Raw genomic sequence first — 25,814 nt, 5'->3', positions numbered from 1 at the left:
AAATACATCTTCGCACTTGTTCGTGGTGGCTGATGTCCGGGTCCACCCCGGGGGTGGACCGCCGAGCGGTCGCCGGGGCGGGAATGCCCCCGACGGAAGGGCATCATCGCAGCTCAGGAGGGTGTTGACAGCCGCCGGACGGGCGTCTTCCGTGCCATCCGCCGCACACTCTTCCGCAGTGTGGAACAAAGTTTCGCCCGCAGCGAACACGGGTGCACCATGCCGCCCCGGCCTACTCGCAGGTAACGGGGCGGCAACGCCGACGGGGCCCGGCGCACACGCGCCGGGCCCCGTCGCGGCGGGTGCCGGATCAGGCCTTGCCGTTCGCCGTCCGCTCGGCGAAGCGGACCAGGGTGCGCACCGCGCTCGCGGTACCGCCCTTCGGGGTGTACCCGAACGGCGCGCCCTCGTGGAACGCCGGACCGGCGATGTCCAGGTGCGCCCAGTCGATGCCCTCGGCCACGAACTCCTTCAGGAACAGGCCGGCCACCAGGCCGCCGCCCATCCGCTCGCCCATGTTGGCCAGGTCCGCGATGGTCGACTCGGTCATGCCCTTGCGCAGGTCCGCCGGCAGCGGCATCGGCCAGGACTGCTCGCCCACCTCGCCCGCGAGGGCGTGCAGGTCCTCGCGCAGCTCGTCGCTGTTGGACATCACGCCGAAGGTGCGGTTGCCCAGGGCCAGCACCATGGCGCCGGTCAGGGTGGCCACGTCGACGATGACGTCCGGGTTCTCCTCGCCGGCGCGCACGATCGCGTCGGCCAGCACCAGGCGGCCCTCGGCGTCGGTGTTCAGCACCTCGACGGTCTTGCCGCCGTACATGCGCAGCACGTCGCCCGGGCGCGTGGCGGAGCCGGACGGCATGTTCTCGGCCAGCGCCAGCCAGCCGGTCACGTTGACGGCGAGGCCCAGGCGCTTGGCGGCCACCACGGCGGCGAACACGGCGGCGGCGCCGGCCATGTCGCACTTCATGGTCTCGTTGTGGCCGGCCGGCTTCAGCGAGATGCCGCCCGAGTCGTAGGTGATGCCCTTGCCGACGAACGCCAGGGTGGCCTTGGCCTTCGGGTGGGTGTAGGCCACCTTCACCAGGCGCGGCGGGTTCTCCGAGCCGTTGCCGACGCCCAGCAGGCCGCCGAAGCCGCCCTTGGTCAGCGCCTTCTCGTCGAGCACCTCGACCTTGAGGCCGTGCTCCTTGCCGGCCGCCTGGGCGATCGCGGCGAAGCTCTTCGGGTTCAGGTCGTTCGGCGCGGTGTTGACCAGGTCGCGGGCGCGGTTCATCTCCTCGCCGATGGCGGCGGCCCGCTCCACGGCGGCCTTGGCGTCCTTGCTGCCCTTGCGCGGGGCCAGCACGACCAGCTCGCCGACCGGCTCCTTGCCGTTGCCGTTGCCCTTGTACGCGCCGAAGGCGTACGAGCCGAGCAGGCCGCCCAGCGCGACCGCCTCGACCTCCTCCACGGCCTCGGCCGGCAGGACCAGCGCGGCCTTCTTCGCACCGGCCAGGGTGCGGGCGGCGACACCGGCGGCGCGGCGCAGCGTCTCCAGGCCGTAGCCCTCCTCGCCGGCCTCGCCGAGGCCGACCGCGAGGACGAGCGCGGCCTTCAGGCCGGCGGGGGAGGGGACCTTCACGGCCTCGCCCTCGGCGCCGGTCGCGCCCAGGGTGCTGAGGACGTCGGCCAGCTTGCCCTCGAACGCCTCGTTCACGGCCTCGGCGCCGGGGGCCAGCACGATGCCCTTCGGGCCCTTCGCGACACCGACCACCAGGGCATCCGCGCGCAGCGAGGCGGCGGAGGAGGTGCTCACAGACAATGCAGTCACGTAATGCGTCCTGTTCTTTCGCGGTCCACGGCCGGTCGCGGCGAGGCTGCCGCACCGGCGCAGCCCGCCGTCACAGGCCGTCCGCCGGCGGCCCTGCGGGTCCGGGCCCCCTGGCTGCGGGCACCCGCCGGAGCGGGCGCGCACACCAGAGGCCCCGGCTCCTCGGTACGCGCCGGGCGGGCAGGACCTGCCACGGTGCAGGGCTGCGGTGCTTCACGCATGGTAGTCCGCATGGTGGGATCACGCGCCGTCCGGTATCAGCCGAGCAACGCCAAGGCGAACAGCGTGCCGGTCGCGGCGGTCTCCGCCATCGCCCCGAGCACGTCCCCGGTGATTCCGCCGAAGCGTCGGACGCACCGCCCCAGCAGCAGCCGGGCGCAGCCCGCGCCGACCACAAGGGCCAGTGGCAGGCGAAGGACTGACCATCCGTCGAACAGCCCGAGCGCGGCCAGGGCGAGTGCAGAACCGAGCGTCCCGGCGGCCGCCCCGACCGGTGTCACGGTGCCCGCGACCATAGCGCCCAGGCCGCCCGGCCGCGCGGCCGGCACCGACCGCAGGCAGCCCCAGGCGAGCGCGCACCGGGCGGCCGTCGCCGCGGCGAGCACCGCGAGTGCGCCGCGCAGCGTCGAGTGCCCGAACTGCCCGGCCAGCGCGGCGATCTGGGCCGACAGCACGAGCACGAGGGTGAGGACGCCGAAGGGGCCGATGTCGGACTGCTTCATGATGCGCAGCGCGTCCTCGGCCGGTTTCCCGCTGCCCAGGCCGTCGGCGACGTCCGCCAGGCCGTCCAGGTGCAGTCCCCGGGTCAGCCCGGCGAGCACCCCCACCGCCGTCACCGCCCCGAGCGGGCCGCCGGCCCGCCAGGCCACCAGTGCCCCCGCGCCGGCCGCCGCGGCCCCCAGCGCGAGGCCGACCGCCGGAGCGCTCACCATCGCCCGCGACCCGGCTGCCCGGTCCCACCGGCGGACCCGTACCCGCAGCACGGACAGGGTGCCGAACCCGAACCGCAGCCCGTCCCCCCACGTGGCCCGATCGCCCGGGTCCGCCATCGCCCTCACTCCTCAACCGTGTTGCAACCGCGCCGCACACCCCGGAATCCCCGCGCCCCACCAGGGGCGCGGGGAGAGCGTGGGGCGGACGGCCGGGGGCCGGAGCCGAACCGCAGGCCGCTCCGGCCGCCGACCGCCGTGGCCCGCTCCGGCCGGCCTACAGCTTCCGCAGCAGGTCCGCCGCCGAGGGCAGCCTCGGCTGCTCCTTCGGCGCCGCCGGCACGTACGGCGTCGGCGCCTCGTCCGCGAGCGCGTCGCCCGCCGCCTGCAGCAGCGGCAGCGCCAGCAAGGCGCCGACGCCCTCGCCCATGGTGATCCCCTGGTCCTGCAGCGGCGTCAGGGTCAGCCGGTCGTAGGCCTTCGCCTGGGCCGGCTCGCCGCTGGACTGCCCGGCCCGCCACCACTCCGGGGCCCGGAAGGCGATCCGCTGCGCGACCAGGGCGCAGGCCGCCGCGACCACGCCGTCCAGGACCACCGGCAGCCGTCGGACGGCCGCCTGCAGCAGGAAACCGGTGATCGCCGCGAAGTCGGCCCCGCCGGTGGTGCCGAGCAGTGCCAGCTGGTCGCCGAGCACCGGTCGGGCCCGGCGCAGCGAGTCCCGGATGGTGGCGCACTTGACCATCCACACCCGGTCGTCGATCCCCGAGCCGCGCCCGGTGACGGCCGCCGCGTCCGTGCCGCACAGCGCGCCGACCAGGACGCCGGCCACCGTGGTGGAGCCGACCCCGAGGTCGCCGAGCAGCACCAGGTCGGTGCCGGCGTCGGCCTCCTCGTCGGCGACGGCCATACCGGCCCGGAAGGCCCGGGCGGTCTCCTCCGGGGTGAGCGCGTCCTCGACGTCGATCCGTCCGGAGCCGCGCCGGATCCGGTGCGCCACCACGTCGTCCGGGAAGTCGGCCGGGTCGGAGTCCACCGCGACGTCGACGACCCGTACCTCGGCGCCGTAGCGGGCGGCCAGCCGGGCCACCGGCGCGGTGCCGTCCAGCACGGCCCGCACCCGGGCGGCGGTGCCGCCCTCGGCGGGCATCCGGGAGACGCCGAGGGCCGCCACGCCGTGGTCGGCGGCGAACAGCAGCACCTTGGGCGCGGAGACCGGCCGCACCGGGGAGCGCCCCTGCACGGAGGCCAGCCAGCTGCCCAGCTCCTCCAGCTTGCCGAGCCCGCCGCGCGGTCGGCCGGCGGCCTGCCAGCGTTCCTCGGCGGCCCGCCGGGCGCTCTCGTCGGGGCGCTCGACGAGCGAGGAGAACGTATCGAGATCCACGGTCGTGTCCATCGTCCGGAAGGCTACACGCCGAAGGTGTTCAGCCCGCGGCTGGCTTGACGTCCGGCTTGATGGTCAGCACCTGCCCGGCCACCACCAGCAGGACGCGCTCCGAGGCGTCCGCCACGGCCATGTTGAGCCTGCCCAGGGTGTCGCGGAAACGGCGCCCGGCGGCGGTGGCCGGGACGACCCCCATGCCGACCTCGTTGCTCACCGCGACGACGGTCCGCCCGGTGGCCTCCCAGGCCCTGGCCAGCGCCTCGCAGCGCCGCTGCACCGCGGCCTCGGCCCGGTCGGCCCAGGCCTCGTCGTCCCAGGCGTCGCACTCGTCCATCACCGCGGTCAGCCACAGCGCCAGACAGTCGATCAGCACCGGCGCGGGGTCGGTGCGGTCGGCCAGTACGGCCTCCAGGTCGCAGCTCTCCGCGGTGCGCCAGCCCGCCGGCCGCCGCTCGCGGTGCAGGGCGACCCGCCGGGCCCACTCGGCGTCGCCGTCCCGGGTGCCGCCGGTGGCCACGTACAGGACGTCCGGACGGTCGGCGAGCAGCTGCTCGGCGCGGGTGGACTTGCCGGAACGGGCGCCGCCGAGCAGCAGCGTGCGGGGGAGCGGGGGGTGGGTCGCCATGCCGCCCATCCTGCCCGACCAGGCATACGGAAGATCGGGCCGGGCAGGCTAAGGTGCGCAGCAACACAGGCAGGGTCGTCAGTGGGAGGAGCCGGGCATGGCGTGGACGTGGCGGTACGAGAAGGCGGACGGCAGCGCGGTGACGCCCGGCGGCGGCCAGGAGGAGTTCGCCGGGCAGGGGGACGCCGAGACCTGGATCGGGGAGAGCTGGAAGCAGCTCGCGGAGGACGGCGTCGACACGGCGGTGCTGCTGGAGGACGACCGGGTCGTCTACGCGATGAGCCTGCACGAGGAGTAGCCCGGGCGGCTTCGCGTCCTCCTACTTCGCCCCGATGACGTGCAGCAGCGCGGCGACCTGCCGGTACGGGTCGGTGCGGCCGGCCCGGTCCTCGGCCTCCAGCAGTTGGGCCAGCTGCCGCCCGTCCACCGGCGGGGCCGCGTCGTCGGGGGCGTTGTCGGTGAAGACCCGCACGCCGTACCAGTGCCGGACGGGCACCGCCACCTCGGAGAGGGTGACGGAGAGGTCGGCGAGCCGGTCGGCCCGGGCGGCCAGTCCGAGCCGGTTGTAGTACCGGTCGCTCTCGAAGGCGTGCAGGGCGGCCCGCCAGTCACCGGCGGCGGCGGGCCGCAGGGCGAGCGCGTCACGGTTGCGGACCAGCAGCGACAACAGCCCGCCGGGTGCCAGCAGCCGGGCCAGCGAGGCGATCATCGGGTCCGGGTCGGGCAGGTACATCAGGACGCCGTGGCAGAGCACCACGTCGAAGCTGCGCGGGCCGAACCAGCGCCCGCACTGGTGGCCGTCGCCGCTGAGCAGCTGCATCCGGCCGCGGACCTCCGGCGGCTCCTCGGCGAGCGCCCCCTGGGCGACGCCGAGCGAGACCGGGTCCGAGTCGAGCCCGGTGACGTAGTGGCCGGCCCTGGCCAGGCGCAGTGCCTGGGTGCCCTGGCCGCAGCCGATGTCGAGGACGCGCTGGGCGCTGCGGCCGGTCAGCTGTTCGGCGAGCTGGCGGGCGACGAGCTCTTGGCGGACGAAGTTGCGCAGTCCGCCGAGCCGTTCCAGCCAGGCGCCGGTGCCGCCGGCGAAGGACCCGCTGCGGGAGGGCAGTCGGCGTTCCTGGCCGAGCCGGTCGTGGCCGCCGACGCCCTGTCCCGGCAGCGCGTACAGGCCGGGCCCCTCCCAGGAAGGCGGGGCCCAGCCGGAGTCGACCGGTTCGGCGGTCAGGGCTTCTCCCCGCGCCGCACCTGCGGCTTGGGCAGGCGCAGCCGGCGCATCTGCAGGGTGCGCATGATGCCGTAGGCGATCGTGCCGCGGGTGTTCTCGTCGGGGAAGCGCTCGGCGAGCTGCTTGCGCAGGCCGAAGCCGAGGCGGACGAAGTCCAGGATCACCAGGACGAAGAACAGCAGGAACAGCAGGGTGGAGAGCGCCTGCACGCTCGGCACCTTGATGATGCTGAGCACCAGGATGACCACGGCGGCCGGGAGGAAGAACTCGGCGAGCGACCAGCGGGCGTCCACGTAGTTGCGGGCGAACCTGCGCACCGGGCCCTTGTCCCGGGCCGGCAGGTGGCGCTCGTCGCCGTCCACCAGCGCCTGGCGCTGCTTCTCGCGCTCGGTCCGCATCCGGTCGCGAGCCTGGCGGGCGGCCTCCTTGCGGTCCTTGGGCACCGTCACCCTGGTACGCCGGCCGGCCTCGGCCTCGCTGCGCTTGGGGGTGGGGCGGCCCTTCTTGGCCTCCGGGTGGCGGCCCTGGGTCATCTCGTCCTGCTTCTCCAGCACGGCGGCGGAGGCGGCGGCATCATCTGAACGGCGTCGGAACACACCACCAGCGTACGGGGTGCGGCGGTGCTTCCACGGGTGCCCTCGGACCCAAACGCATATCGATACCGCGGGGCGGCCGTCGAGCCGGGTTTCCGGGGGACTTCCCGTAGGGGATCGATCGGACGGACGATGGGGGGGATGAGGGGCGGATCCACCCGGGGGAGGAGGAAACGCCCCCGGTCGCTGTAGCAGTCTTGTTGCAGGCAGGTGCACTGCGGCGACGGGCTCGCTGCACATACACTCGTCGTGTCTGGTAACGAGATAGAGACCGCAGGCCGGAGAAGGGGGCACCCGAGGCCCATGAGCGACGGAATCATGAAGCGTATGGGGCTGATCTTCCGCTCCAAGGCGAACAAGGCCTTGGATCGGGCGGAGGATCCGCGTGAGACGCTCGACTACTCGTACCAGAAGCAGCTCGAGCTGCTGCAGAAGGTACGGCGTGGTGTCGCGGATGTCGCGACTTCGCGCAAGCGCCTCGAACTCCAGCTGACCCAGCTCCAGCAGCAGTCGGCCAAGTACGAGGACCAGGGCCGCAAGGCGCTGTCCCTCGGCCGGGAGGACCTCGCGCGCGAGGCGTTGACCCGCAAGGCCAACATGCAGTCCCAGATCACCGATCTGGAGACGCAGTACCAGCAGCTGCAGGCCGAGGAGGAGAAGCTCACCCTCGCCTCCCAGCGGCTGCAGGCCAAGGTGGACGCCTTCCGCACCAAGAAGGAGACCATCAAGGCGACCTACACCGCCGCCCAGGCGCAGACCCGCATCGCGGAGTCGTTCTCCGGCATCTCGGAGGAGATGGGCGACGTCGGCCTGGCCATCCAGCGGGCCGAGGACAAGACCGCGCAGATGCAGGCCCGGGCCGGCGCGATCGACGAACTGCTCGCCTCCGGTGCGCTCGACGACGCCAGCGGTCTGGGCCGCAAGGACGACATCGAGGCCGAGCTGGAGCGGGTCGCCGGCGGGTCCGACGTCGAGCTGGAGCTCGCCCGGATGAAGGCCGAGCTGTCCGGCGGTTCCTCGTCCGGCCCGGCTGCGATCGAGCAGGGCAAGCCGGAGGCCCAGCCGCAGCAGCAGCAGGACGCTCCGCGCATCAACTACAACAAGTGATCCGAGCTCGACCCCCACGAACCAGGGAGACGCACGGCATGATCATGAGGGTCATGGGTGAGGGGCAGTACGAGGTGGGCGAGGCCCACCTGAACCTGCTCAACGAGCTCGACGCCGAGCTCGTCACCGCAGTGGATTCGGGGGACGATGAGCTCTTCCGCCAGGCCTACGCCAAGTTGCTGGACGCGGTGAAGCAGTACGGCACCCCGGTGCCGATGGATTCGCTGGAGCCTTCCGAGCTCATCCTGCCGAGCGCCGACGCGTCGATCGACGAGGTCCGCGAACTGCTGATGGCCGACGGCGAGGGCGTGATCCCGGGCTTCCCCGAGTGACGACGCGCTGAGGCCGTGACGCTGCGGCTGCTGCCAGACGAAAGGGCGGGCCCCCTCCGGTGGGAGGGGGCCCGCCCTCAGTCGTGCGGCCGGGGCTACGGCAGGGCCAGCATCCGGTCCAGCGCGGCCTTGGCGTACTTCTCGGTCTCCGGGTCGACGGTGATCACGTTCGGCACCCGGCCGTCGACCAGCGACTCCAGCGCCCAGACCAGGTGGGGCAGGTCGATCCGGTTCATGGTCGAGCAGAAGCAGACCGCGCGGTCCAGGAAGACGATCTCCTTGTCCGGGTGGGCCTTGGCCAGGCGGCGGACGAGGTTCAGCTCGGTGCCGATGGCCCACTTGGAGCCGGGCTCGGCGGCGTCCAGCGCCTTGATGATGTACTCGGTCGAGCCGACCATGTCGGCGGCCGCGACGACCTCGTGCCGGCACTCGGGGTGCACCAGGACGGTCACGCCGGGGATCCGCTCGCGGACGTCGTTCACCGAGTCCAGGCTGAACCGGCCGTGCACCGAGCAGTGGCCGCGCCAGAGGATCATCCGGGCGTTGCGCAGCTGCTCGGCGGTCAGGCCGCCGTTCGGCCGGTGCGGGTTGTAGACGACGCAGTCGTCCAGCGAGAAGCCCATGTCGCGCACCGCGGTGTTGCGGCCGAGGTGCTGGTCGGGCAGGAAGAGCACCTTCTGGCCCTGCTCGAACGCCCACTCCAGCGCGCGCTTGGCGTTGGAGGAGGTGCAGATGGTGCCGCCGTGCCGGCCGGTGAAGGCCTTGATGTCGGCGGAGGAGTTCATGTACGAGACGGGGACGGTCACGTCGGCGATCCCGGCGTCGGTCAGCACGTCCCAGCACTCGGCGACCTGCTCGGCGGTGGCCATGTCGGCCATCGAGCAGCCGGCCGCGAGGTCCGGCAGGACGACCTGCTGGGCGTCGGTGGTGAGGATGTCCGCGGACTCGGCCATGAAGTGCACGCCGCAGAAGACGATGTACTCGGCCTCGGGGCGGGCCGCCGCGTCGCGGGCGAGCTTGAAGGAGTCGCCGGTGACGTCGGCGAACTCGATCACCTCGTCGCGCTGGTAGTGGTGGCCGAGGATGAAGACGCGGTCGCCGAGCGCGGCCTTGGCCGCCCGGGCGCGCTCGACGAGGTGGGGGTCGGAGGCCGGGGGGAGGTCGCCGGGGCACTCGACGCCGCGCTCGCTGTTCGGGTCGGCCTCGCGGCCGAGCAGCAGCAGAGCGAGCGGCGTCGGGGTGGGGTCGACGCCGGAGGTCTCGGTGATGGTGGTGGTCACGGGCGGGTGCCCTTCTGTGCGGCCGAGCGAGCGGTGAAGCCTTTTCGTCTAACTGACGCTATCTATGATAACCGGTCGCTGTCGCAGTGACGATGGCCATCCTGTCGATGTGACGAGAACCGCTTGCCGAATCGGACCTGGCGGAGGCGATTGACCGATTTGAGGGGACCTGGCGTAGCCGAATCGATACTTCGAAGCCCTCGGGTATGGCTGGGCCATGAAAGCAATCGCGATCAACCGCTACGGCGGCCCCGACGTGGTCGAGTACACCGAGCTGCCCGACCCGAAGGTCGGCCCGGACTCGGTGCTGGTGGAAGTCCGGGCGGCGGGGGTGAACCCGGTGGACTGGAAGGTCCGGGACGGCGCCCTGGACGGCCTGTTCGACGTGCACTTCCCGCTGGTCCCGGGCTGGGACGTGGCCGGCGTGGTCCGCGCGGTCGGCGGCGGAGTCACCGAGTTCGCCCCGGGCGACGAGGTGTACGGCTACGTCCGCAAGGACGCCGTCGAGCACGGCACCTACGCCGAACTGGTCTCCGCCCCGGTCCGCACCCTCGCCCGCAAGCCGGCCGCGCTGGACTGGGCACAGTCCGGGGGCCTGCCGCTGGCCGGGCTCACCGCCCTGCAGGGGCTGCGGGCGCTGCGGCTCACCGCGGGGGAGACCGTCCTGGTGCACGCCGCGGCGGGCGGGGTGGGCCACCTGGCCGTGCAGTTGGCCCGGGCCTTCGGCGCCCGGGTGATCGGCACCGCGGCCGAGCACAACCACGACTACCTGCGCGGCCTGGGCGCCGAGCCGGTCGGCTACGGCGAGGGCCTGGCCGAGCGGGTCCGCGCGCTCGCCCCCGACGGGGTGGACGCGGCCCTCGACCTGGTCGGCCGCGGCGCCGCCCAGCTCTCGGCGGGCCTGGTGGCCGACCCCGGCCGGATCGCCTCGGTCACCGACTTCGGGGTCAAGGCCCTCGGCGGCCGGTACGTCTGGGTCCGCCCGGACGCCGACGGCCTCGCCGAACTGGCCGCGCTCGCCGACGACGGCCGGCTGACCGTGACCGTCGCCTCCACCTTCCCGCTGGCCCAGGCGGCCTCCGCCCAGGCGCTCAGCGCGGAGGGGCGCACCCGGGGCAAGATCGTCCTGCTCGTGGACTGACGGCCACCCGCCCGCGGTCCGTCGGCGGTGAACTCGTCCAGGTCATCCGCCAGAATGGTGGCGAACCGTTTCGGCAGTGGTCACCGCCGCCGGGACGGCCCGCCGAACCCCCGCACGACCCGTGGAGCCCCGCACCGATGACCAGCAGCCGAGCGCACGAGGTGGTCGGGACCGACCTGGACGAGACCGACCGGCTCCTGCTCGCCCGCCTCGGTCGCGACGGCCGCGCCTCGTACGCCGAGATCGGCCTGCAGGTGAACCTCTCCGCCACCGCCGTGCGCCGCCGGATCGACCGGCTCCGGGCGCGCGGCGTGGTGCGGGGCTTCACCGTGGTGCTGGACCCGGCCGTCCTCGGCTGGCAGACCGAGGCCTTCGTCGAGGTCTACTGCCGCGAGCGCACCGGCCCCGAGGAGATCCTCGCCAGCCTGCGCCAGTTCCCCGAGGTCGTCGCCGCCTGGACGGTCACCGGCGACCCGGACGCCCTGGTCCACCTGCGGGCCGCCGACATGCGCCACCTGGAGGCCGTCATCGAGCGCATCCGGCGCGAGCCCGGCGTCCAGCGCAGCCGCTCCTCGGTGGTCCTCTCCCAGCTCATCGGCTGACTTCCCGGGCGTACGCAGGAATCCTGCGCAGCCCCGCCCGAAGACGCCCGAAACCTGCCTGACCAGCCGCGTTCCGACGCGCGGCGAAGCACTCCGGCTGCCTACGCTGATCACGTCCGGTCGGCGGTGAAGCCTCCCCGCCGACCGGGCCGGATCCTCACCCCGACACCCCACAGCCGAGAGGGACCAGCCGTGTCCGCAGCCCCCGACCGCATGCACCGGCCCGACAACGACCTGGTCGACCTGGTTTTCGACTACATGCGGGAGCGACTGCAGTACGACCCCGTCCCGCTCGACCACCCCGGTGACGGCGAGCACCTGCGCACGCAGCTGTCCGGCCTGCTGAACCAGGACGGCAACGACCCGGTCGACGTGCTCAAGCTCTACGACCACGAGCTGTCCCGCGCGGTCATCTCCGCCGACAGCCCGCGCTACCTGTCCTTCATCCCGTGCGCCCCCACCAAGGCCGCGCTGCTGTTCGACATGGTCGTCTCCTGCGCCTCGCTGCAGGGGATCTCCTGGCTGGAGGCGGCGGGCGCGATCGCCGCCGAGAACCAGGTGCTGCGCCTGATCGCCGACCGCGCGGGCATGCCCCAGACGGCCGGCGGCACCTTCGTCTCCGGCGGCTCGGCGGGCAACCTCTCCGCCCTCGTGGTCGCCCGCGACACCGCCCGCCGCAAGCTCGGCGTCGGTCCGGAGGCCCGGCTGCGGATCGCCGTCGCCGACCAGGTGCACTCGTCGGTCAAGAACACCTTCAACATCATCGGCGTCGAGGCCTTCAAGGTCCCGACCGTGAACCGCCGGTTCACCGGCGAGGCGCTGCGCGCCGCACTGGCCGCCGATCCGAACCCCGAGACGGTGATCGCCGTCGTCGGCACCGCCGGCACCACCAACGAGGGCATCGTCGACGACCTCGCGGGCCTGGCCGAGGTCGCCCGCGAGCGCGACCTGTGGTTCCACGTGGACGGCGCCTACGGCGGCGCGGGCCTGTTCGCCCCGTCGGTGCGCGAGCGCTACAACGGCATCGAGCACGCCGACTCCTTCGTGGTCGACCCGCACAAGTGGCTGTTCGCCCCCTTCGACTGCGCCGCGCTGATCTACCGCAACCCGCAGCTCGCCCGCGCCGTGCACACCCAGGACGCCTCCTACCTGGACGTCCTGCACACCGAGGGCGACGAGTGGAACCCCACCGACTACGCCTACCACCTGACCCGGCGCGCCCGCGGCCTGCCGCTCTGGTTCTCGCTGGCCGTGCACGGCGTCCAGGCCTACACCGACGCCATCGAGGCCGGCCTCACCCTCGCCCGGGACACCGCCCGGCTGATCCGCGAGAGCGACTACCTGGAGCTGCTGTTCGACCCGCAGCTCTCGGCGGTCTGCTTCAAGCGCAAGGGCTGGACCAACGACGACTACTACCGCTGGTCGCAGCAGCTGCTCGCGGACCAGATCGGCTTCGTCACCCCCACCGGCTGGGACGGCGAGACGGTCGCCCGCTTCGCCTTCCTCCACCCGGGCACCACCATGGAGATGGTCAGGGAGATCCTGGACACCATGGCCTGAGCCGAGCCGCCGGAGCCGAGCCGAGCCGCCGGAGCCGGAGCCTGGGCCCGAGCCGAGTCGGCCCCGGCCGCCGGCCCGCCGGAACCCCCGCCGAGTACCGCGGCGGGGTTCCGGCGTTCACAGGAACGCCCCGCTCGGCAGGTACGGCATCGGCGGCCGCATCCCGCGCACCCCGACGAAGCCGCCGGCCCCCGGCGTCAGCCCGACCTCCAGCCCGACGTCCAGCGCCCACTCCTGCTCGGCGGTGAGGAACTCCACCCGCGCCTCGACCCCGTCCGGCACCCGGGCGAGCGCCTCGCGCAGCAGCCGGGCCGCGATCCGCTTGCTGGTGGCCGCCAGCAGCTTGACCGCGCCGCCGTCCCGGTAGCAGTAGCCGCTGCCGGCCAGCGCGTCGGCGATCAGCAGCTCCTCGAAGTGGCCCAGCATCAGCTCGTGGTCGGGCCCGTGCGCGGACCCGCGCAGCCGCCGGTCGACGGAGTCCAGCAGGTGCAGGTGGGTGGCGTTGCCGGGGTGCACCGGCACGTCCCCGGGGTCGAGCAGCCCGGTCCGGTCCACCCGCCCGGCCAGCCGCATCGCGGGGTGCAGGGTGAACCCGGCCAGCCGGTAGCGCCGCGCCGCCGCCGGCGAGTCCGGGGCGCAGGCCATCCCCCGCAGGCAGCCCCGCGCGTGCGCCGCCGCCCGTTCCAGCAGCAGCCGCCCGACGCCCTTGCCCTGCGCGGACGGCCGCACCGCGTACAGGGAGGGCGACCACAGCCCCTCCCGGCGCATCGACAGCACCACGCCGACCGGCTCCCCGTCGTTCTCCGCCAGCCAGCAGCCGCCGGGGTCGGTGCGCGCCAGGTGTCTGGTCCGGGCCAGTTGCAGCGGCAGCGGCATCGACGTCGGGCTCGGCTTCTGCTTCGGTGCCGCGTCGGCTCCGGCAGGGCCGGCGAACACGGCGGCGGACAGCTCCTGGACGGCCTCCGCGTCCGCGGCGGTGTCCCTGACCGGGCGAAGGATCATGGGAACCATCCTGGCGTCCGGCGGGCCGCCGCGGGGCCGGTTCAGCCGGATCCACGCCCGGGGCGGTGACCGGTGCTCCCGGGTTGTGCGAGCATGGGGAGCGTAGGGGTGCGGGTGCTACGCCCGGCCCACCGAAACCAGCCGCGAACAGGCCGAAGAAATTCATCGCCGCCCGGGAAATGAATCCGGACGGCCGTTGGTTGGCACTGGCGGTAGATCGTCGTCAAGACCGGGAGAAAGCAGATGACCGTCCAGGACGAGACCACCGTCGAGAGTGGCATCCTCCTTACCGATGCCGCCGCGGCCAAGGTCAAGGCCCTGCTGGAGCAGGAAGGCCGCGAGGACCTCGCGCTGCGCGTCGCCGTCCAGCCCGGCGGCTGCTCCGGCCTGCGTTACCAGCTGTTCTTCGACGAGCGCTCGCTCGACGGCGACGTGATCAAGGACTTCGGCGGTGTCAAGGTCGTCACCGACCGGATGAGCGCCCCGTACCTGGGTGGCGCCACCGTCGACTTCGTCGACACCATCGAGAAGCAGGGCTTCACCATCGACAACCCGAACGCCACCGGCTCCTGCGCCTGCGGCGACTCGTTCAGCTAGTCCGCTGCGAAGAGGCGGCCCCGGGAGCTCCCGGGGCCGCCTCTTCGTCGTTCCGTGTCCGCCGGGCTCCTACTGGCCCGCGACGTCCGGGGTCACCGGGTCCGGCCCCGCGTGCGGGTCGGCCTCCAGCGGCAGCTCCTGACCGCTGGTCCGGTCCACCACCGTCCGCCCGGCCAGCGGCGAGCGCAGATCGGCCGACACCGACTGCCGCTTGGCCAGCGCGTTGCAGACCTGCCCGGGCTGCACGGTGGGCGGGCCCGACACGATCGTGACGTCCACCCGGCCGGGCTGCGACTCGTCCGCCTTCAGCGCGTACTTGGTGCAGACGCCGCCGAAGAAGTACACGGTCAGCTTGGTGGTGCCGTCCACCCGGTAGGCGACCGGCGGCCGGGTGGGCGAGCCCGAACCGTTCGGGTCGGGCTCACCCGGCGCGATCCCGTTGGCCGGCGGGGTGGCCGGTGCCGGCTGCCCGGGCGCCGGCGAGGCCGGGGTCGGGGTGGAGCCGGTGGGTGGCTGGGCCGGCCGGCCGGAGTCCGGCGGGCTCCCCGGCTCGGTCGCGCCGGACGGGCTGCCGGAGGGCGCCGGCACCTGCGGGGCGGTGCTCGCCGAGGGCGAGGCCGAAGCACCGGCCGTCGCCGAGTCCGAAGCGGACTTGCCGTCCCCGTTGCAGCCGGCCACCGTCATCACCGCCGCCAGTGCCAGACCCGCCAGGGCCACCGCCCGCCGACCGCGCCGGGGCATCGTCTCCAGATCCATCTGCACATCCTCCCGAGGGCTCAGCGGCGCCGCCTCGTCGGCCGCTCCGCGCGGATGTGACGTGTTCCGGCCGGATCCGGTTCCCGCTCGGACCCGTCGGGGCTCAGAGACCGAACTCGGCCATCCCCGCGACCATCCGCTGCGCCCCGGACGGCACCCGGAACCCGGCGGAGGCGGGGGCCTTGGGCTGCGGGCCCGCGGCCAGCAGCGGCCAGAACCGGAGCAGCTGCCGGGAGGAGTCCACCAGGGCGTCGAGGGTCTCGCCGTCCTCGGACCGCACGGCGGGCAGCGGGGAGTGCTTGGTCATCATCGGGCATCGCTCCGATCAGGGGCCGTGGCGGCACTGCCACGGGCGCCGTCGGGGCCCGCCCGCGCGGCGGGCCTCCTGTGGCCGACCCTAGGCCGGGGTCCGTCCCGCCCACCAGTGCTACCCGGAGGTAGTACACGTTCGACGGCAAGGGGTGCCACCCTGGCCGTGTGAGCGGCAACTTGCGGCGCTCTTGCCTGAGCCCGCCCCGGCGCCGGGTACCGTGAGTGGGTTCACCCCCGCCTGCCCGTTGGCCCCGCAGCCATCCTGAGGAGACCTCCCGTGCGTATCGCCGTCGCCGGCTCGATCGCCACCGACCACCTGATGACGTTCCCAGGCCGGTTCGCCGACCAGCTGGTCGCCGAGCAGCTGCACACCGTGTCGCTGTCCTTCCTGGTCGACACCCTGGACATCCGCCGCGGCGGCGTCGCGCCGAACATCGCCTTCGGCATGGGCGTGCTCGGACTCCGCCCGATCCTGGTCGGCGCGGCCGGCGCGGACTTCGCCGAGTACCGCAGCTGGCTGGAGCGCAACAACGTGGACTGCGACTCCGTCCACATCTCCGAGACCCGGCACACGGCCCGCTTCATGTGCACCACCGACGAGGACCACAACCAGATCGCCTCGTTCTACACCGGCGCCATGGCCGAGGCCCGCAGCATCGAGCTGAAGCCGGTCGCCGACCGCGTCGGCGGCCTGGACCTCGTCCTGATCGGTGCCGACGACCCGCAGGGCATGGTCCGCCACACCCAGGAGTGCCGCACCCGGGGCTACGCTTTCGCCGCCGACCCCTCCCAGCAGCTGGCCCGCCTGGAGGGCGACGACATCCGCGAGATCGTGGACGGCGCCGCGTACCTCTTCACCAACGAGTACGAGGCCGCGCTGATCGAGAGCAAGACCGGCTGGGACGCCGAGGAGCTGCTCACCCGCGTCGGCACCCGGATCACCACCCTGGGCAGCAAGGGTGTCCGGATCGACCGCAAGGGCGAGGCCCCGATCCTGGTCGGCTGCGCCAAGGAGGAGGCGAAGGTCGACCCGACCGGCGTCGGCGACGCCTTCCGGGCCGGCTTCCTGGCGGGCCTGTCCTGGGACCTCGACCTGGAGCGCGCCGCCCAGCTCGGGTGCATGCTCGCCACCCTGGTGATCGAGACGGTCGGCACCCAGGAGTACGAGCTGCGCCCGGCCGCCTTCCTGAAGCGCTTCGAGGGCGCCTACGGGGCCGAGGCCGCCGCCGAGATCCGCGCGCTGCTGGTCAAGTAGTCCGCCGCACGACGAGGTAGGCCGAGCCCCGGTCGCCGCCGTAGTCGGCGGCCGGGGCCTCGCCCGCGTACTCCTGCCCGCGCATCTGGCACCAGGCCGGAATGTCCAGCCGGGCCGCCTCGTCGTCCGCCAGCACGACCACCGTGCCGCCCGGGGGCACCTCCCCGATCCGCTTCGCCAGCTCGATCACCGGCAGCGGGCAGCGCTTGCCCAGCGCGTCGACCACGGTGGCCCGCCCGCCCGCCTCCGGCGGCTCGGACCCGGCGCCGGCGCGCCCTCCGGCTCGGGGCGGGAGCTCTTCCGGGGCGGCCGCGGGCGTCGGCAGGTCCAGCCCGAGCGGCGCCCGGACCCCGGCCACCAGCTCCGGCAGCGCGGCGAGGAAGCGCTCGACGTCCGCCTCGGTCGTCCCGTACGGCAGCGAGACCCGGACGTTCCCCTCGGTGAGCACCCCCATCGCGGCCAGCACATGGCTGGGCGTCAGCGTGGAGGAGGTGCAGGAGGAGCCGGAGGAGACCGCGAAGCCCGCCCGGTCCAGCTCGGTCAGCAGCACCTCGCCGTCCACGTACAGGCAGGAGAAGGTGACGATGTGCGGCAGCCGCCGCACCGGGTCGCCGACCACCTCGACCTCGGGCACCGACTGCGGCACCCGGGCCCGGATCCGCTCCACCAGCGCGTGCAGCCGGGCGTTCTCCTGCTCGGCCCCGGCCCGTACCGCGCGCAGCGAGGCGGCCGCGGCCACGATCGCCGGGACGTTGACGTAGCCGGGCACGCGGCCGCCCTCGCGCTCGTCGGCCGGCAGCGGCGAGGCGTACCGGACGCCCTTGCGCACCGCCAGGACACCGACCCCGGGCGGGCCGCCCCACTTGTGCGCGCTCGCCGTCAGCAGCGACCAGCCGGCCGGGACGTCCACCCGGCCGGCGCTCTGCGCCGCGTCCACCAGCAGCGGGACGCCGGCCTCGGCGCACAGCCCGGCGACCTCGCCGACCGGCTGGACGGTGCCCACCTCGTGGTTGGCACTCTGCAGCGCGGCCAGCGCGGTGTCCGGGCGCAGCAGGGCGCCGAAGGCCGCCGGGTCGACCCGTCCGCCGCGGTCCACCGGCGCCACCGACACCTCGCCGCCCGCGGCCTCGTGGCGCTCGGCGACGTGCAGCACGCTGGAGTGCTCCACCGCGGAGTGCACGAAGTGGCCGCCGCGCCGCCGGTTCCCGGTCAGGGCGCCCAGCAGGCCGAGCTGGACGGCCTGCGTCCCGCTCGCGGTGAAGGCGATCTCGTCGGGCCGCGCGCCCAGGACCGCGGCGACCGTCTCGCGGGCGGCGTCCAGGAGCATCCGGGCCTGCCGGCCGGAGCGGTACAGCCGGGCCGGATCGGCCCAGCCCTCGTCCAGGGCGGCGGTCAGCGCCTGCCGCGCGACGGGGTGCAGAGGGGCCGTCGAGGCCGCGTCGAAGTACACGGTCACATTTAACGACACACGTGGGGGTCGTTCCGGTCCGGCCGCGCGGCTCACCCACCGTCAGTCGATCACCCCGAATGTCCGCTTCGTCCGCGTCCGACGGGCCGTCACGGGCGTTGTCCGAGGTCATCCCCCGATCGGGCGTACGGACCTCGAATGCCTACGATGACCTGCGACGCAGCCACTGCCGGGCCTGATCGGGCTATCGGGCGGCGCGTTACCGGGGGCTGCCCGTCAGGAGCGCATAAGGCTGGAGTAGGGTTTGGCCCGCATAAGCATTCAAACCGTGCCCGTGGTCGGGTCGCCGGGGAGGCTCACACTCCTCCCCGGGGCGACGCGAAGGCGGGCGAGACTTCGGGAAGGCGCTACGTGAGTCCCAACGGCTCCGACCGCTCGCCGCGGCGCACGATGCGGCGGAAGCTGCCTCAGGCGCTGGCACTGGGCCTCGTCATCGCGACCGCCACCGGCTGCTCGGCCAACGACCTCCCCAGGCTTGGCCTCCCGAGCCCCGTCACCAAGGAAGGGCCGATGGTCCTCCAGATGTGGCAGGGGTCCTGGATCGCGGCGCTGGTGGTCGGCGTACTGATGTGGGGTCTGATCATCTGGAGCGTGATCTTCCACCGGCGCAAGCGCACCGGCGTGGAGGTCCCTCCGCAGACCCGGTACAACGTGCCCATCGAGGCGCTCTACACCGCGGTCCCCATCATCATCGTCTCGGTGCTCTTCTACTTCGTCGCCCGCGACGAGAACAAGCTGACGCACGTCTCCGACAAGCCGCAGCACTACGTCAACGTGGTCGGCTTCCAGTGGAGCTGGGCGTTCAACTACGAGAACACCGAGACCCCCGACCCGGCCAACAAGGACGCCGCGTACGAAGTCGGTACGCCCAAGGATGTTCCGACGCTCTGGCTGCCGGTCAACGAGACGGTGCAGTTCCGTCTCACCTCGCGTGACGTCATCCACGACTTCTGGCCCGTCAACTTCATGATGAAGATGGACGTCGTGCCGGGCGTGGTGAACAGGTTCGAGGTCACCCCGACCGTCAAGGGCGAGTACATGGGCAAGTGTGCCGAGCTCTGCGGTACCGACCACTCGCGCATGCTGTTCAACGTCAAGGTCGTCGACCGCGCCGAGTACGACAAGCACCTGGCCGACCTTCGCGCCAAGGGCCAGAACGGCTCGGTGCCCTCCGGCCTCATCGGCATGGGAAGTGAAGAGAAGTGACCATCCTCAACGAGCCCGCCGCGGCCGGCGGGGGCGCCGGTGCCGTCACGGTCGGGGCGCAGCGGACCCGGAAGCCGGGTTCGACCATCATCAAGTGGCTCACCACCACTGACCACAAGACGATCGGCACCCTCTACCTGGGCACGTCGTTCGCCTTCTTCCTGATCGGCGGCATCCTCGCCCTGGTCATGCGCGCCGAGCTGGCTCGTCCCGGGACCCAGATCCTGTCGAACGAGCAGTTCAACCAGGCGTTCACGATGCACGGCACGATCATGCTGCTGATGTTCGCGACGCCGCTGTTCGCGGGCTTCGCGAACTGGATCATGCCGCTGCAGATCGGCTCCCCGGACGTGGCGTTCCCGCGTCTGAACATGTTCGCGTACTGGCTGTACCTCTTCGGTTCGACCATCGCGGTCTGCGGCTTCCTGACCCCGAACGGCGCCGCCAACTTCGGCTGGTTCGCCTACTCCCCGCTGTCGGACGCGGTGCACTCGCCCGGCGTCGGCGGCGACATGTGGATCATGGGTCTGGCGTTCTCCGGCTTCGGCACGATCCTCGGTGCGGTCAACTTCATCACCACGATCATCTGCATGCGCGCCCCGGGCATGACGATGTTCCGGATGTCGATCTTCGTCTGGAACGTCCTGCTGACCTCGGTGCTGGTCCTGCTGGCCTTCCCGGTCCTGGCCGCCGCGCTGTTCGCCCTGGAGGCCGACCGCAAGTTCGGCGCCCACGTCTTCGACCCCGCCAACGGCGGGGCGATGCTGTGGCAGCACCTGTTCTGGTTCTTCGGCCACCCCGAGGTGTACATCATCGCGCTGCCGTTCTTCGGCATCGTGTCCGAGATCATCCCGGTCTTCAGCCGCAAGCCGATGTTCGGCTACTCCGGCCTGATCGCGGCCACCATCGCGATCGCCGGCCTGTCCGTGACGGTGTGGGCGCACCACATGTACGTCACCGGGCAGGTGCTGCTGCCGTTCTTCTCCTTCATGACCTTCCTGATCGCGGTCCCGACCGGTGTGAAGTTCTTCAACTGGGTCGGCACCATGTGGAAGGGCTCGCTGAGCTTCGAGACCCCGATGCTCTGGACGGTCGGCTTCCTGGTGACCTTCCTCTTCGGCGGTCTCACCGGTGTCCTGCTGGCCTCCCCGCCGATCGACTTCCACGTCTCGGACTCGTACTTCGTCGTCGCCCACTTCCACTACGTGGTCTTCGGCACCGTCGTGTTCGCGATGTTCGCCGGCTTCCACTTCTGGTGGCCGAAGATGACCGGCAAGATGCTGGACGAGCGCCTCGGCAAGATCACCTTCTGGACGCTGTTCTTCGGCTTCCACACCACCTTCCTGGTGCAGCACTGGCTCGGCGCGGAGGGCATGCCCCGCCGCTACGCCGACTACCTGGCCGCGGACGGCTTCACCACCCTGAACACCGTCTCGACCATCGGCTCCTTCGTGCTCGGCCTGTCGATCCTGCCGTTCCTCTACAACGTCTGGAAGACCGCCAAGTACGGCGAGAAGGTCGCCGTGGATGACCCGTGGGGCTTCGGCCGCTCGCTGGAGTGGGCGACCTCCTGCCCGCCGCCGCGGCACAACTTCCTCACCCTGCCCCGGATCCGCTCCGAATCCCCGGCCTTCGACCTGCACCACCCGGAGATCGCCGCGCTGGACTACCTGGAGAACCACGGTGAGCCGGCCAAGCACCTCGCCGGTGTGACCCCGGCGAAGTACGACGCCCCGAAGCTGGGCAAGGGCAAGCAGGAGGGTGACGCCTGATGAAGGAACAGGGGAAGATCTTCCTCGGCCTGTCGGTCTTCGTGCTGGCCATGGCCATCACCTACGGCCTGTGGACCAACAACTCGGGCCCGGGGCTGGAGGCGGCCGGTACCACCGCGCTGTTCCTGGCTTTCGCGCTCTGCGCCTTCATCGGGTACTACCTCGCCTTCACCGCCCGCCGGGTGGACAGCGGCGCGGGCGACAACCCCGAGGCCGAGGTCGCGGACGACTCCGGTGAGCTGGGCTTCTTCGCCCCGCACAGCTGGCAGCCGCTCTCGCTGGCGCTCGGCGGCGCGCTCGCCTTCCTGGGCGTGATCTTCGGCTGGTGGCTGATGTTCTGGGCCGCCCCGATCATCCTGATCGGCATCTTCGGATGGGTCTTCGAGTTCTACCGGGGCGAGAACCAGAACCAGTAGGTTCCGGACCCCGACACCAGGGCCGGTCCTCCCGCACGGGAGGACCGGCCCTGCTGCGTCCGCGGAGTGACGGCTTCACTCAGCCGGGCGAACGGACGGTCCCTCGGATGTCGCGCCACCGGCAGGCGTTCCTACGATCTGATCAATCGTGCGAACCCTCGGAGGCGGTCATGGCCGACAGGCGCGGAATCGCAGCTATAGGCGGCATCTCGCTGACCCTCGCAGTACTGGCCCCGCTGGCCGCCTGCTCGTCCGGTGACGACGAGCCCACCGGGCCGCACCGGATCGACGCGGCCCCGCTGGTCCACCTCTCGGCGGACGGCCGGGTCGACCCCTCCCAGCCGGTCTCGGTGACCGCGGTGGCGGGCAGCCGGCTCACCGACGTCACCGTCGTCGGCCCGGACGGCCGGGTGGTCGCCGGGAAGCTGGCCGACGACCAGCGCAGCTGGCAGACCACCGGCCGGCTGAAGGCCGCCACCGCCTACTCCGTGCGCATCTCCGCGGACGACGGCAAGGGCGGCCGCGGAGACACCACCGCGAACTTCAGCACCCTCGCCGCCCAGCGGCTGCTCACCGCCAAGCTCGGCCCGGACTCCTCCGGCAGCGGCGTCTACGGGGTGGGCCAGCCGCTCACCGTGCAGCTCTCCGAGGCGGTGAAGGACCCCCAGGCCCGCCAGGAGGTCGAGCGCGACCTGACCGTCACCTCCCAGCCCGCCGTCACCGGCGCCTGGTACTGGGTGGACGACAAGAACCTGCACTTCCGCCCGGAGGACTACTGGCCGGCCGGTACGACCGTCTCGCTGGCCTTCGACGGCACTGGCAGCCGGATCGCGGACGGCCTCTACGGGGGCGACCGCAGCGCGCTGCACCTGCGGATCGGGGAGCGGGTGGAGTCGGTCGTCGACGCGGCCGCCCACGAGCTCACCCTGAAGCGCGACGGCGAGGTGGTGCGGACCATCCCGGTCACCACCGGCAAGCCCGGCTTCGACACCCGCAACGGCATCAAGGTGGTGCTGGGCCAGGAGAAGTCCGTCCGGATGAACGGCGAGACCATCGGCATAGCCGCCGGCAGCACCGAGGCGTACGACCTCGACGTGAAGTGGGCCACCCGGGTGACCTGGAGCGGCGAGTACGTCCACGCGGCGCCCTGGTCGGTCGGCTCGCAGGGCGTGGAGAACGTCAGCCACGGCTGTACCGGCATGAGCACCGACAACGCCAAGTGGTTCTACGACCACACCCGGGTGGGGGACCTGGTGACGGTCGTCAACAGCCGCGGCGCCCAGATGGAGCCCTTCGGCAACGGCTTCGGGGACTGGAACGTCGACTGGACCGACTGGGTCAAGCACGGCGCCCTCGGACAGCCCCTCAGCACCACCGTGCCGCCCGCCCAGGCCCCGGCCTCGGGGATGATCCGCCCGGAGCTCTGAGCCGCCCCCAGCGCCCTCCCGGCCCCTCCTAGGCCTCCGGGTAGGCCAGCCCCAGCGCGGTGGCCACCGCGGCCAGGGCGTCCGCGTGGGAGAGCCCGAGGCGGTTCGCCCGCTCGGCGTACTCGGTGGCGGCCGCGGCGGCCAGCCGGTGCGCGGTGTCCCCGGCGGCGGCGATCAGGGTGCCGCGCCGACCGTGGGTCTCCACCACGCCGTCCGCCTCCAGCTCCCGGTACGCCCGGGCGACCGTCCCGGCCGCCAGCCCCAGTTCCTCGGCCAGGGCCCGTACGGTCGGCAGCCGCAGCCCGGTCGGCAGCTCGCCGGAGCGGGCCCGGTCGGCGATCTGGGCGCGGATCTGCTCGTACGGGGGAGTGGCGGAGGCGGGGTCGACGGAGAGCTGCACGGGTGCTCCTGGTGGCGCGGGCGGGTACCGGAAAGCCCGAGGGCCGCCGACCAGTCAACTCTGGTCAGCGGCCCTCGGGGTGACGCGGGGGTGCGTACGGGATCAGTGGTGGCCGTGGCCGCTGGTGATCTCGTGGTGCTCCTCGGAGGTGGGCTTGGGGATCTGGCTGCCCTCACCGTAGAAGCCGCGGGACAGCTTGGCCCGGGTGCGGGTGACGACGCCGGCCTTGCGGGCCACGCCGTTCTCGTCCGCCTGGGCCGGCAGCTCGACCGGCTGGTGCTGCTCGTGCGCCGTGAGCTTGAACAGGTCCTTCTGCGGCAGCTGGGCGTGCACCTCGACGAACTCGCCGTGCGGCAGGCGCTTGATGACGCCCGTCTCGCGGCCGTGCAGCACCTTCTCCTTGTCACGGCGCTGGAGGCCGAGGCACCAGCGCTTGGTGATGATGAAGACGATGACCGGGACCGCGAAGAAGCCGACGCGGACGAAGTAGGTGATCGAGTTCAGCGACAGGTGGAAGTGCGTGGCGAACAGGTCGTTGCCACCACCGACCAGCAGCACCAGGTACAGGCTGATCCAGGCGGCACCCAGGCCGGTGCGGACCGGGGCGTTGCGCGGGCGGTCCAGGATGTGGTGCTCGCGCTTGTCGCCGGTGATCCAGCCCTCGATGAACGGGTAGACCGCGATCGCGACCAGGACCAGCGGGAAGATCATCAGCGGGACGAAGACACCCAGGTTCAGGGTGTGGCCCCAGAGGCTGATCTCCCAGCCCGGCATGACACGGATCAGGCCCTCGGAGAAGCCCATGTACCCTGGGTGTGCTTGTGGTAGAAGACCAGGATCAGGTGCGCGACCAGCAGGCCGAGCATGATGCCGGGGATCAGCAGCACGTGGATGGTGAAGAACCGCGGCACGATGTCGTGGCCGGGGAACTCGCCCCCGAACAGGAACATCTGGACGTAGGTGCCCACCAGCGGGACGGCGAGGATCGCGCCTTCCATGAAGCGGATACCGGTGCCCGACAGCAGGTCGTCCGGCAGCGAGTAGCCGAAGAAGCCGTCGAACATGCCCAGGACCAGCAGCAGGAAGCCGAAGACCCAGTTGATCTCACGCGGCTTGCGGAACGCGCCGGTGAAGAACACCCGCATCATGTGCACGAGCATCGCGGCCACGAAGACCAGGGCGGCCCAGTGGTGGATCTGGCGGATCAGCAGACCGCCGCGGATCTCGAAGCTGATGTCCACCGTGGAGGCGTAGGCCTCCGACATCCCGATGCCCTTGAGGGGCACGTACGAGCCGTTGTAGACGACCTCGGCCATCGACGGCTTGAAGAACAGCGTCAGGTAGACGCCGGTCAGGATGATGATGATGAACGTGTAGAGGCAGATCTCGCCCAGCATGAAGGACCAGTGGTCCGGGAAGATCTTCCGCAGGTTGGCCTTGGCGAGGGAGTAGATCCCCAGCCGGCCGTCCGTCCAGTCAGCCGCGGCCTCCCACTTGTTGGCGGGCTTGGCACGCGTGCTGGACGGCTTGGCGGCACCGGTGGTGGTGCTGCTCGCGCTACTCATCGAGCACGCTCCCAGAAGCTCGGGCCGACAGGCTTCGCGAAGTCGCCGGTGGCGACCAGGTTGCCCTTGTCGTCAGTGGTGATCTTCAGCTGCGGCAGCGGGTGGCCGGCCGGGCCGAAGATGACGCGCGCGCCGTCCGCCAGGTCGAAGGTCGACTGGTGGCAGGGGCAGAGCGCGTGGTGGGTCTGCTGCTCGTACAGGCTGATCGGGCAGCCGACGTGGGTGCAGATCTTCGAGTAGGCGAGGATGCCCTCGAAGCCCAGCTCCTTGGACTTGTCGTCCTTGATGTCGTCGGGCGCGATGCGCACCAGCATCAGGGCGTCCTTGGCGATGCGCTGCTGGAAGTCCTCGCTGTGCGTGGACAGGCCCTCCGGCATCGCGAAGGTCAGCGAACCGATGGCGATGTCCTCGGGCTTCATCGGCTGCAGGGTGTTCATGTTGATGAGCGGCAGCGGCTTGGCCTGCGAGGCCTCCTTCCAGCCGGTCTCCTGGAGCTTCTTCTCCGGGAGCGGGCCGAGGTCGCGCAGCAGGACCACGCCGGAGAGCGGGACCAGCGCCATCGAGCCGATGAGGGTGTTGCGGATCATCTTGCGGCGGCCGAAGCCGGACTCCGCCGCACCGGTCTTGAACTGGTCGATGACGTCCGCGCGGACCTCGTCGTCAGCCTCGATCGGGTGGCGCTCGGCCGGCAGCTCGACGTCCGACATCAGGGTGCGGGCCCAGTGGACCGCACCCGCGCCGATCATGAACAGCGCGACGCCCAGGGTCAGACCCAGCGCGAAGTTCAGCGCGCTGACGTGACCCAGCGGGAAGATGAAGACGATCTTGTCCGGGTCGATGGCCACGTACGAGGCGATGAAGCCCACGGTGGCGAGCATCGAGATCACGAACATCAGCGAGACCTGGCGCTCGGCGCGCTTGGCGGCCCGCTCGTCGATGTCGGTGCGACGGGGCTCGTGGGCCGGCAGGCCCGGGTCGGCGAACGGGTCGCCGTGGTGGGCCACCTCGCCGGCGGAGCCGTGCGACTCCGGGAGCTTCTCTTCTGACATGTCG

24 protein-coding genes and 2 pseudogenes are annotated in these 25,814 nt (G+C 72.2%); 12 read left to right on the top strand and 14 right to left on the bottom strand.

Annotated elements, in window-relative coordinates:
- Positions 1-310 precede the first annotated feature (310 nt).
- The 4 genes and pseudogenes from IF30_RS0119925 to cobU all read right to left on the bottom strand — a co-directional run.
- On the bottom strand, positions 311-1,813 hold the full coding sequence (locus IF30_RS0119925) for a leucyl aminopeptidase (protein ID WP_030240123.1): 1,503 nt from the start codon (positions 1,811-1,813) through the stop codon (positions 311-313).
- Between the two features lie 257 nt (positions 1,814-2,070).
- Positions 2,071-2,862: an adenosylcobinamide-GDP ribazoletransferase gene (locus IF30_RS0119920; protein WP_030240122.1), complete on the bottom strand. Its 792-nt coding sequence runs from the start codon at positions 2,860-2,862 to the stop codon at positions 2,071-2,073.
- Positions 2,863-3,019: 157 nt separating this feature from the next.
- Positions 3,020-4,135 (bottom strand): nicotinate-nucleotide--dimethylbenzimidazole phosphoribosyltransferase, encoded by a 1,116-nt coding sequence (locus tag IF30_RS0119915; RefSeq protein WP_030240120.1) that lies wholly within the window; start codon positions 4,133-4,135, stop codon positions 3,020-3,022.
- A 28-nt stretch (positions 4,136-4,163) separates the two neighbouring features.
- Positions 4,164-4,739, bottom strand: a pseudogene (gene cobU / locus IF30_RS0119910) (bifunctional adenosylcobinamide kinase/adenosylcobinamide-phosphate guanylyltransferase); the annotation flags it as partial.
- Positions 4,740-4,845: 106 nt separating this feature from the next.
- On the opposite strand from cobU, the gene IF30_RS0119905 reads away from it, so the two are divergent.
- A complete protein-coding gene (locus IF30_RS0119905; RefSeq protein WP_030240116.1) occupies positions 4,846-5,046 on the top strand; it encodes a hypothetical protein in 201 nt (66 codons plus the stop codon).
- Positions 5,047-5,067: 21 nt separating this feature from the next.
- Here the strand turns inward: IF30_RS0119905 and IF30_RS0119900 are convergent, their stop codons facing one another.
- Both IF30_RS0119900 and IF30_RS46800 read right to left on the bottom strand, forming a co-directional pair.
- Positions 5,068-5,808, bottom strand: coding sequence for a class I SAM-dependent methyltransferase (locus tag IF30_RS0119900; RefSeq protein WP_199807900.1), 741 nt, complete (start codon positions 5,806-5,808; stop codon positions 5,068-5,070).
- Between the two features lie 158 nt (positions 5,809-5,966).
- Positions 5,967-6,566, bottom strand: a complete 600-nt coding sequence (locus IF30_RS46800; protein WP_030240113.1) for a DUF3043 domain-containing protein — start codon at positions 6,564-6,566, stop codon at positions 5,967-5,969.
- Positions 6,567-6,866: 300 nt separating this feature from the next.
- Between IF30_RS46800 and IF30_RS0119885 the strand changes: the two genes are divergently transcribed.
- Positions 6,867-7,670, top strand: coding sequence for a PspA/IM30 family protein (locus tag IF30_RS0119885; protein ID WP_078891533.1), 804 nt, complete (start codon positions 6,867-6,869; stop codon positions 7,668-7,670).
- A gap of 38 nt (positions 7,671-7,708) precedes the next feature.
- Complete coding sequence (pspAA, locus tag IF30_RS0119880) at positions 7,709-8,002, top strand: PspA-associated protein PspAA (RefSeq protein WP_030240111.1); 294 nt, start codon at positions 7,709-7,711, stop codon at positions 8,000-8,002.
- Between the two features lie 95 nt (positions 8,003-8,097).
- On the opposite strand, the gene nadA is transcribed toward pspAA, so the two are convergent.
- Entirely contained in the window at positions 8,098-9,282 is a 1,185-nt protein-coding gene (gene nadA, locus IF30_RS0119875; RefSeq protein ID WP_030240108.1) for a quinolinate synthase NadA, read from the bottom strand.
- Between the two features lie 217 nt (positions 9,283-9,499).
- Between nadA and IF30_RS0119870 the strand changes: the two genes are divergently transcribed.
- The 3 genes from IF30_RS0119870 to IF30_RS0119860 all read left to right on the top strand — a co-directional run bounded on the left by IF30_RS0119870 (position 9,500) and on the right by IF30_RS0119860 (position 12,585).
- Positions 9,500-10,423 (top strand): NADP-dependent oxidoreductase, encoded by a 924-nt coding sequence (locus IF30_RS0119870; RefSeq protein ID WP_030240106.1) that lies wholly within the window; start codon positions 9,500-9,502, stop codon positions 10,421-10,423.
- A 137-nt stretch (positions 10,424-10,560) separates the two neighbouring features.
- The gene (locus IF30_RS0119865) at positions 10,561-11,025 is read left to right on the top strand and encodes an Lrp/AsnC family transcriptional regulator (protein ID WP_051710627.1); all 465 of its coding nucleotides are present in this window, start codon (positions 10,561-10,563) and stop codon (positions 11,023-11,025) included.
- Positions 11,026-11,217: 192 nt separating this feature from the next.
- Positions 11,218-12,585, top strand: a complete 1,368-nt coding sequence (locus IF30_RS0119860) for a pyridoxal phosphate-dependent decarboxylase family protein (RefSeq protein ID WP_234322770.1) — start codon at positions 11,218-11,220, stop codon at positions 12,583-12,585.
- 117 nt (positions 12,586-12,702) lie between these two features.
- Here IF30_RS0119860 and IF30_RS0119855 read toward each other — a convergent pair whose 3' ends face one another.
- Positions 12,703-13,587: a GNAT family N-acetyltransferase gene (locus IF30_RS0119855; protein ID WP_030240100.1), complete on the bottom strand. Its 885-nt coding sequence runs from the start codon at positions 13,585-13,587 to the stop codon at positions 12,703-12,705.
- A gap of 243 nt (positions 13,588-13,830) precedes the next feature.
- On the opposite strand from IF30_RS0119855, the gene erpA reads away from it, so the two are divergent.
- Positions 13,831-14,184, top strand: a complete 354-nt coding sequence (gene erpA, locus IF30_RS0119850) for an iron-sulfur cluster insertion protein ErpA (RefSeq protein WP_030061066.1) — start codon at positions 13,831-13,833, stop codon at positions 14,182-14,184.
- A 69-nt stretch (positions 14,185-14,253) separates the two neighbouring features.
- On the opposite strand, the gene IF30_RS43745 is transcribed toward erpA, so the two are convergent.
- Together IF30_RS43745 and IF30_RS0119840 are read right to left on the bottom strand one after the other, a co-directional pair.
- Positions 14,254-14,940: a lipase chaperone gene (locus IF30_RS43745; protein WP_051710625.1), complete on the bottom strand. Its 687-nt coding sequence runs from the start codon at positions 14,938-14,940 to the stop codon at positions 14,254-14,256.
- A 103-nt stretch (positions 14,941-15,043) separates the two neighbouring features.
- Entirely contained in the window at positions 15,044-15,250 is a 207-nt protein-coding gene (locus IF30_RS0119840; RefSeq protein WP_030240094.1) for a hypothetical protein, read from the bottom strand.
- Positions 15,251-15,529: 279 nt separating this feature from the next.
- On the opposite strand from IF30_RS0119840, the gene IF30_RS0119835 reads away from it, so the two are divergent.
- Positions 15,530-16,507 (top strand): carbohydrate kinase family protein, encoded by a 978-nt coding sequence (locus IF30_RS0119835; protein ID WP_030240092.1) that lies wholly within the window; start codon positions 15,530-15,532, stop codon positions 16,505-16,507.
- Here the strand turns inward: IF30_RS0119835 and IF30_RS0119830 are convergent.
- Positions 16,500-17,957: a cysteine desulfurase/sulfurtransferase TusA family protein gene (locus IF30_RS0119830; RefSeq protein ID WP_037900583.1), complete on the bottom strand. Its 1,458-nt coding sequence runs from the start codon at positions 17,955-17,957 to the stop codon at positions 16,500-16,502. The genes IF30_RS0119835 and IF30_RS0119830 overlap by 8 nt on opposite strands.
- Before the next feature lie 369 nt (positions 17,958-18,326).
- Here IF30_RS0119830 and coxB point away from each other — a divergent pair, with 369 nt between their 5' ends.
- The 4 genes from coxB to IF30_RS0119810 all read left to right on the top strand — a co-directional run bounded on the left by coxB (position 18,327) and on the right by IF30_RS0119810 (position 22,796).
- Positions 18,327-19,181, top strand: coding sequence for a cytochrome c oxidase subunit II (gene coxB, locus IF30_RS0119825; protein ID WP_030240086.1), 855 nt, complete (start codon positions 18,327-18,329; stop codon positions 19,179-19,181).
- On the top strand, positions 19,178-20,953 hold the full coding sequence (gene ctaD, locus IF30_RS0119820; RefSeq protein WP_030240083.1) for a cytochrome c oxidase subunit I: 1,776 nt from the start codon (positions 19,178-19,180) through the stop codon (positions 20,951-20,953). Before coxB ends, ctaD begins: the two co-directional genes overlap by 4 nt.
- A complete protein-coding gene (locus IF30_RS0119815; RefSeq protein WP_030240079.1) occupies positions 20,953-21,369 on the top strand; it encodes a cytochrome c oxidase subunit 4 in 417 nt (138 codons plus the stop codon). Before ctaD ends, IF30_RS0119815 begins: the two co-directional genes overlap by 1 nt.
- Before the next feature lie 170 nt (positions 21,370-21,539).
- Positions 21,540-22,796 carry a L,D-transpeptidase gene (locus IF30_RS0119810; RefSeq protein WP_063752702.1) on the top strand — a complete coding sequence of 419 codons (1,257 nt, stop codon included), beginning with the start codon at positions 21,540-21,542 and terminating at the stop codon, positions 22,794-22,796.
- Between the two features lie 28 nt (positions 22,797-22,824).
- On the opposite strand, the gene IF30_RS0119805 is transcribed toward IF30_RS0119810, so the two are convergent.
- From IF30_RS0119805 to IF30_RS0119795, 3 genes and pseudogenes are all read right to left on the bottom strand, one after another.
- Complete coding sequence (locus IF30_RS0119805; protein WP_030240076.1) at positions 22,825-23,196, bottom strand: GntR family transcriptional regulator; 372 nt, start codon at positions 23,194-23,196, stop codon at positions 22,825-22,827.
- A gap of 102 nt (positions 23,197-23,298) precedes the next feature.
- A pseudogene (locus IF30_RS41690) lies at positions 23,299-24,761 on the bottom strand (cytochrome b).
- Positions 24,758-25,810 carry a ubiquinol-cytochrome c reductase iron-sulfur subunit gene (locus tag IF30_RS0119795; RefSeq protein ID WP_030240074.1) on the bottom strand — a complete coding sequence of 351 codons (1,053 nt, stop codon included), beginning with the start codon at positions 25,808-25,810 and terminating at the stop codon, positions 24,758-24,760. Before IF30_RS0119795 ends, IF30_RS41690 begins: the two are co-directional and overlap by 4 nt.
- Positions 25,811-25,814 lie beyond the last annotated feature (4 nt).

The sequence above is a fragment of the Streptomyces sp. NRRL S-350 genome, assembly GCF_000719705.1.
In the GTDB taxonomy this organism is placed as follows: Bacteria; Actinomycetota; Actinomycetes; order Streptomycetales; family Streptomycetaceae; genus Kitasatospora.
This window is presented reverse-complemented; position numbering and strand designations above follow the sequence as displayed.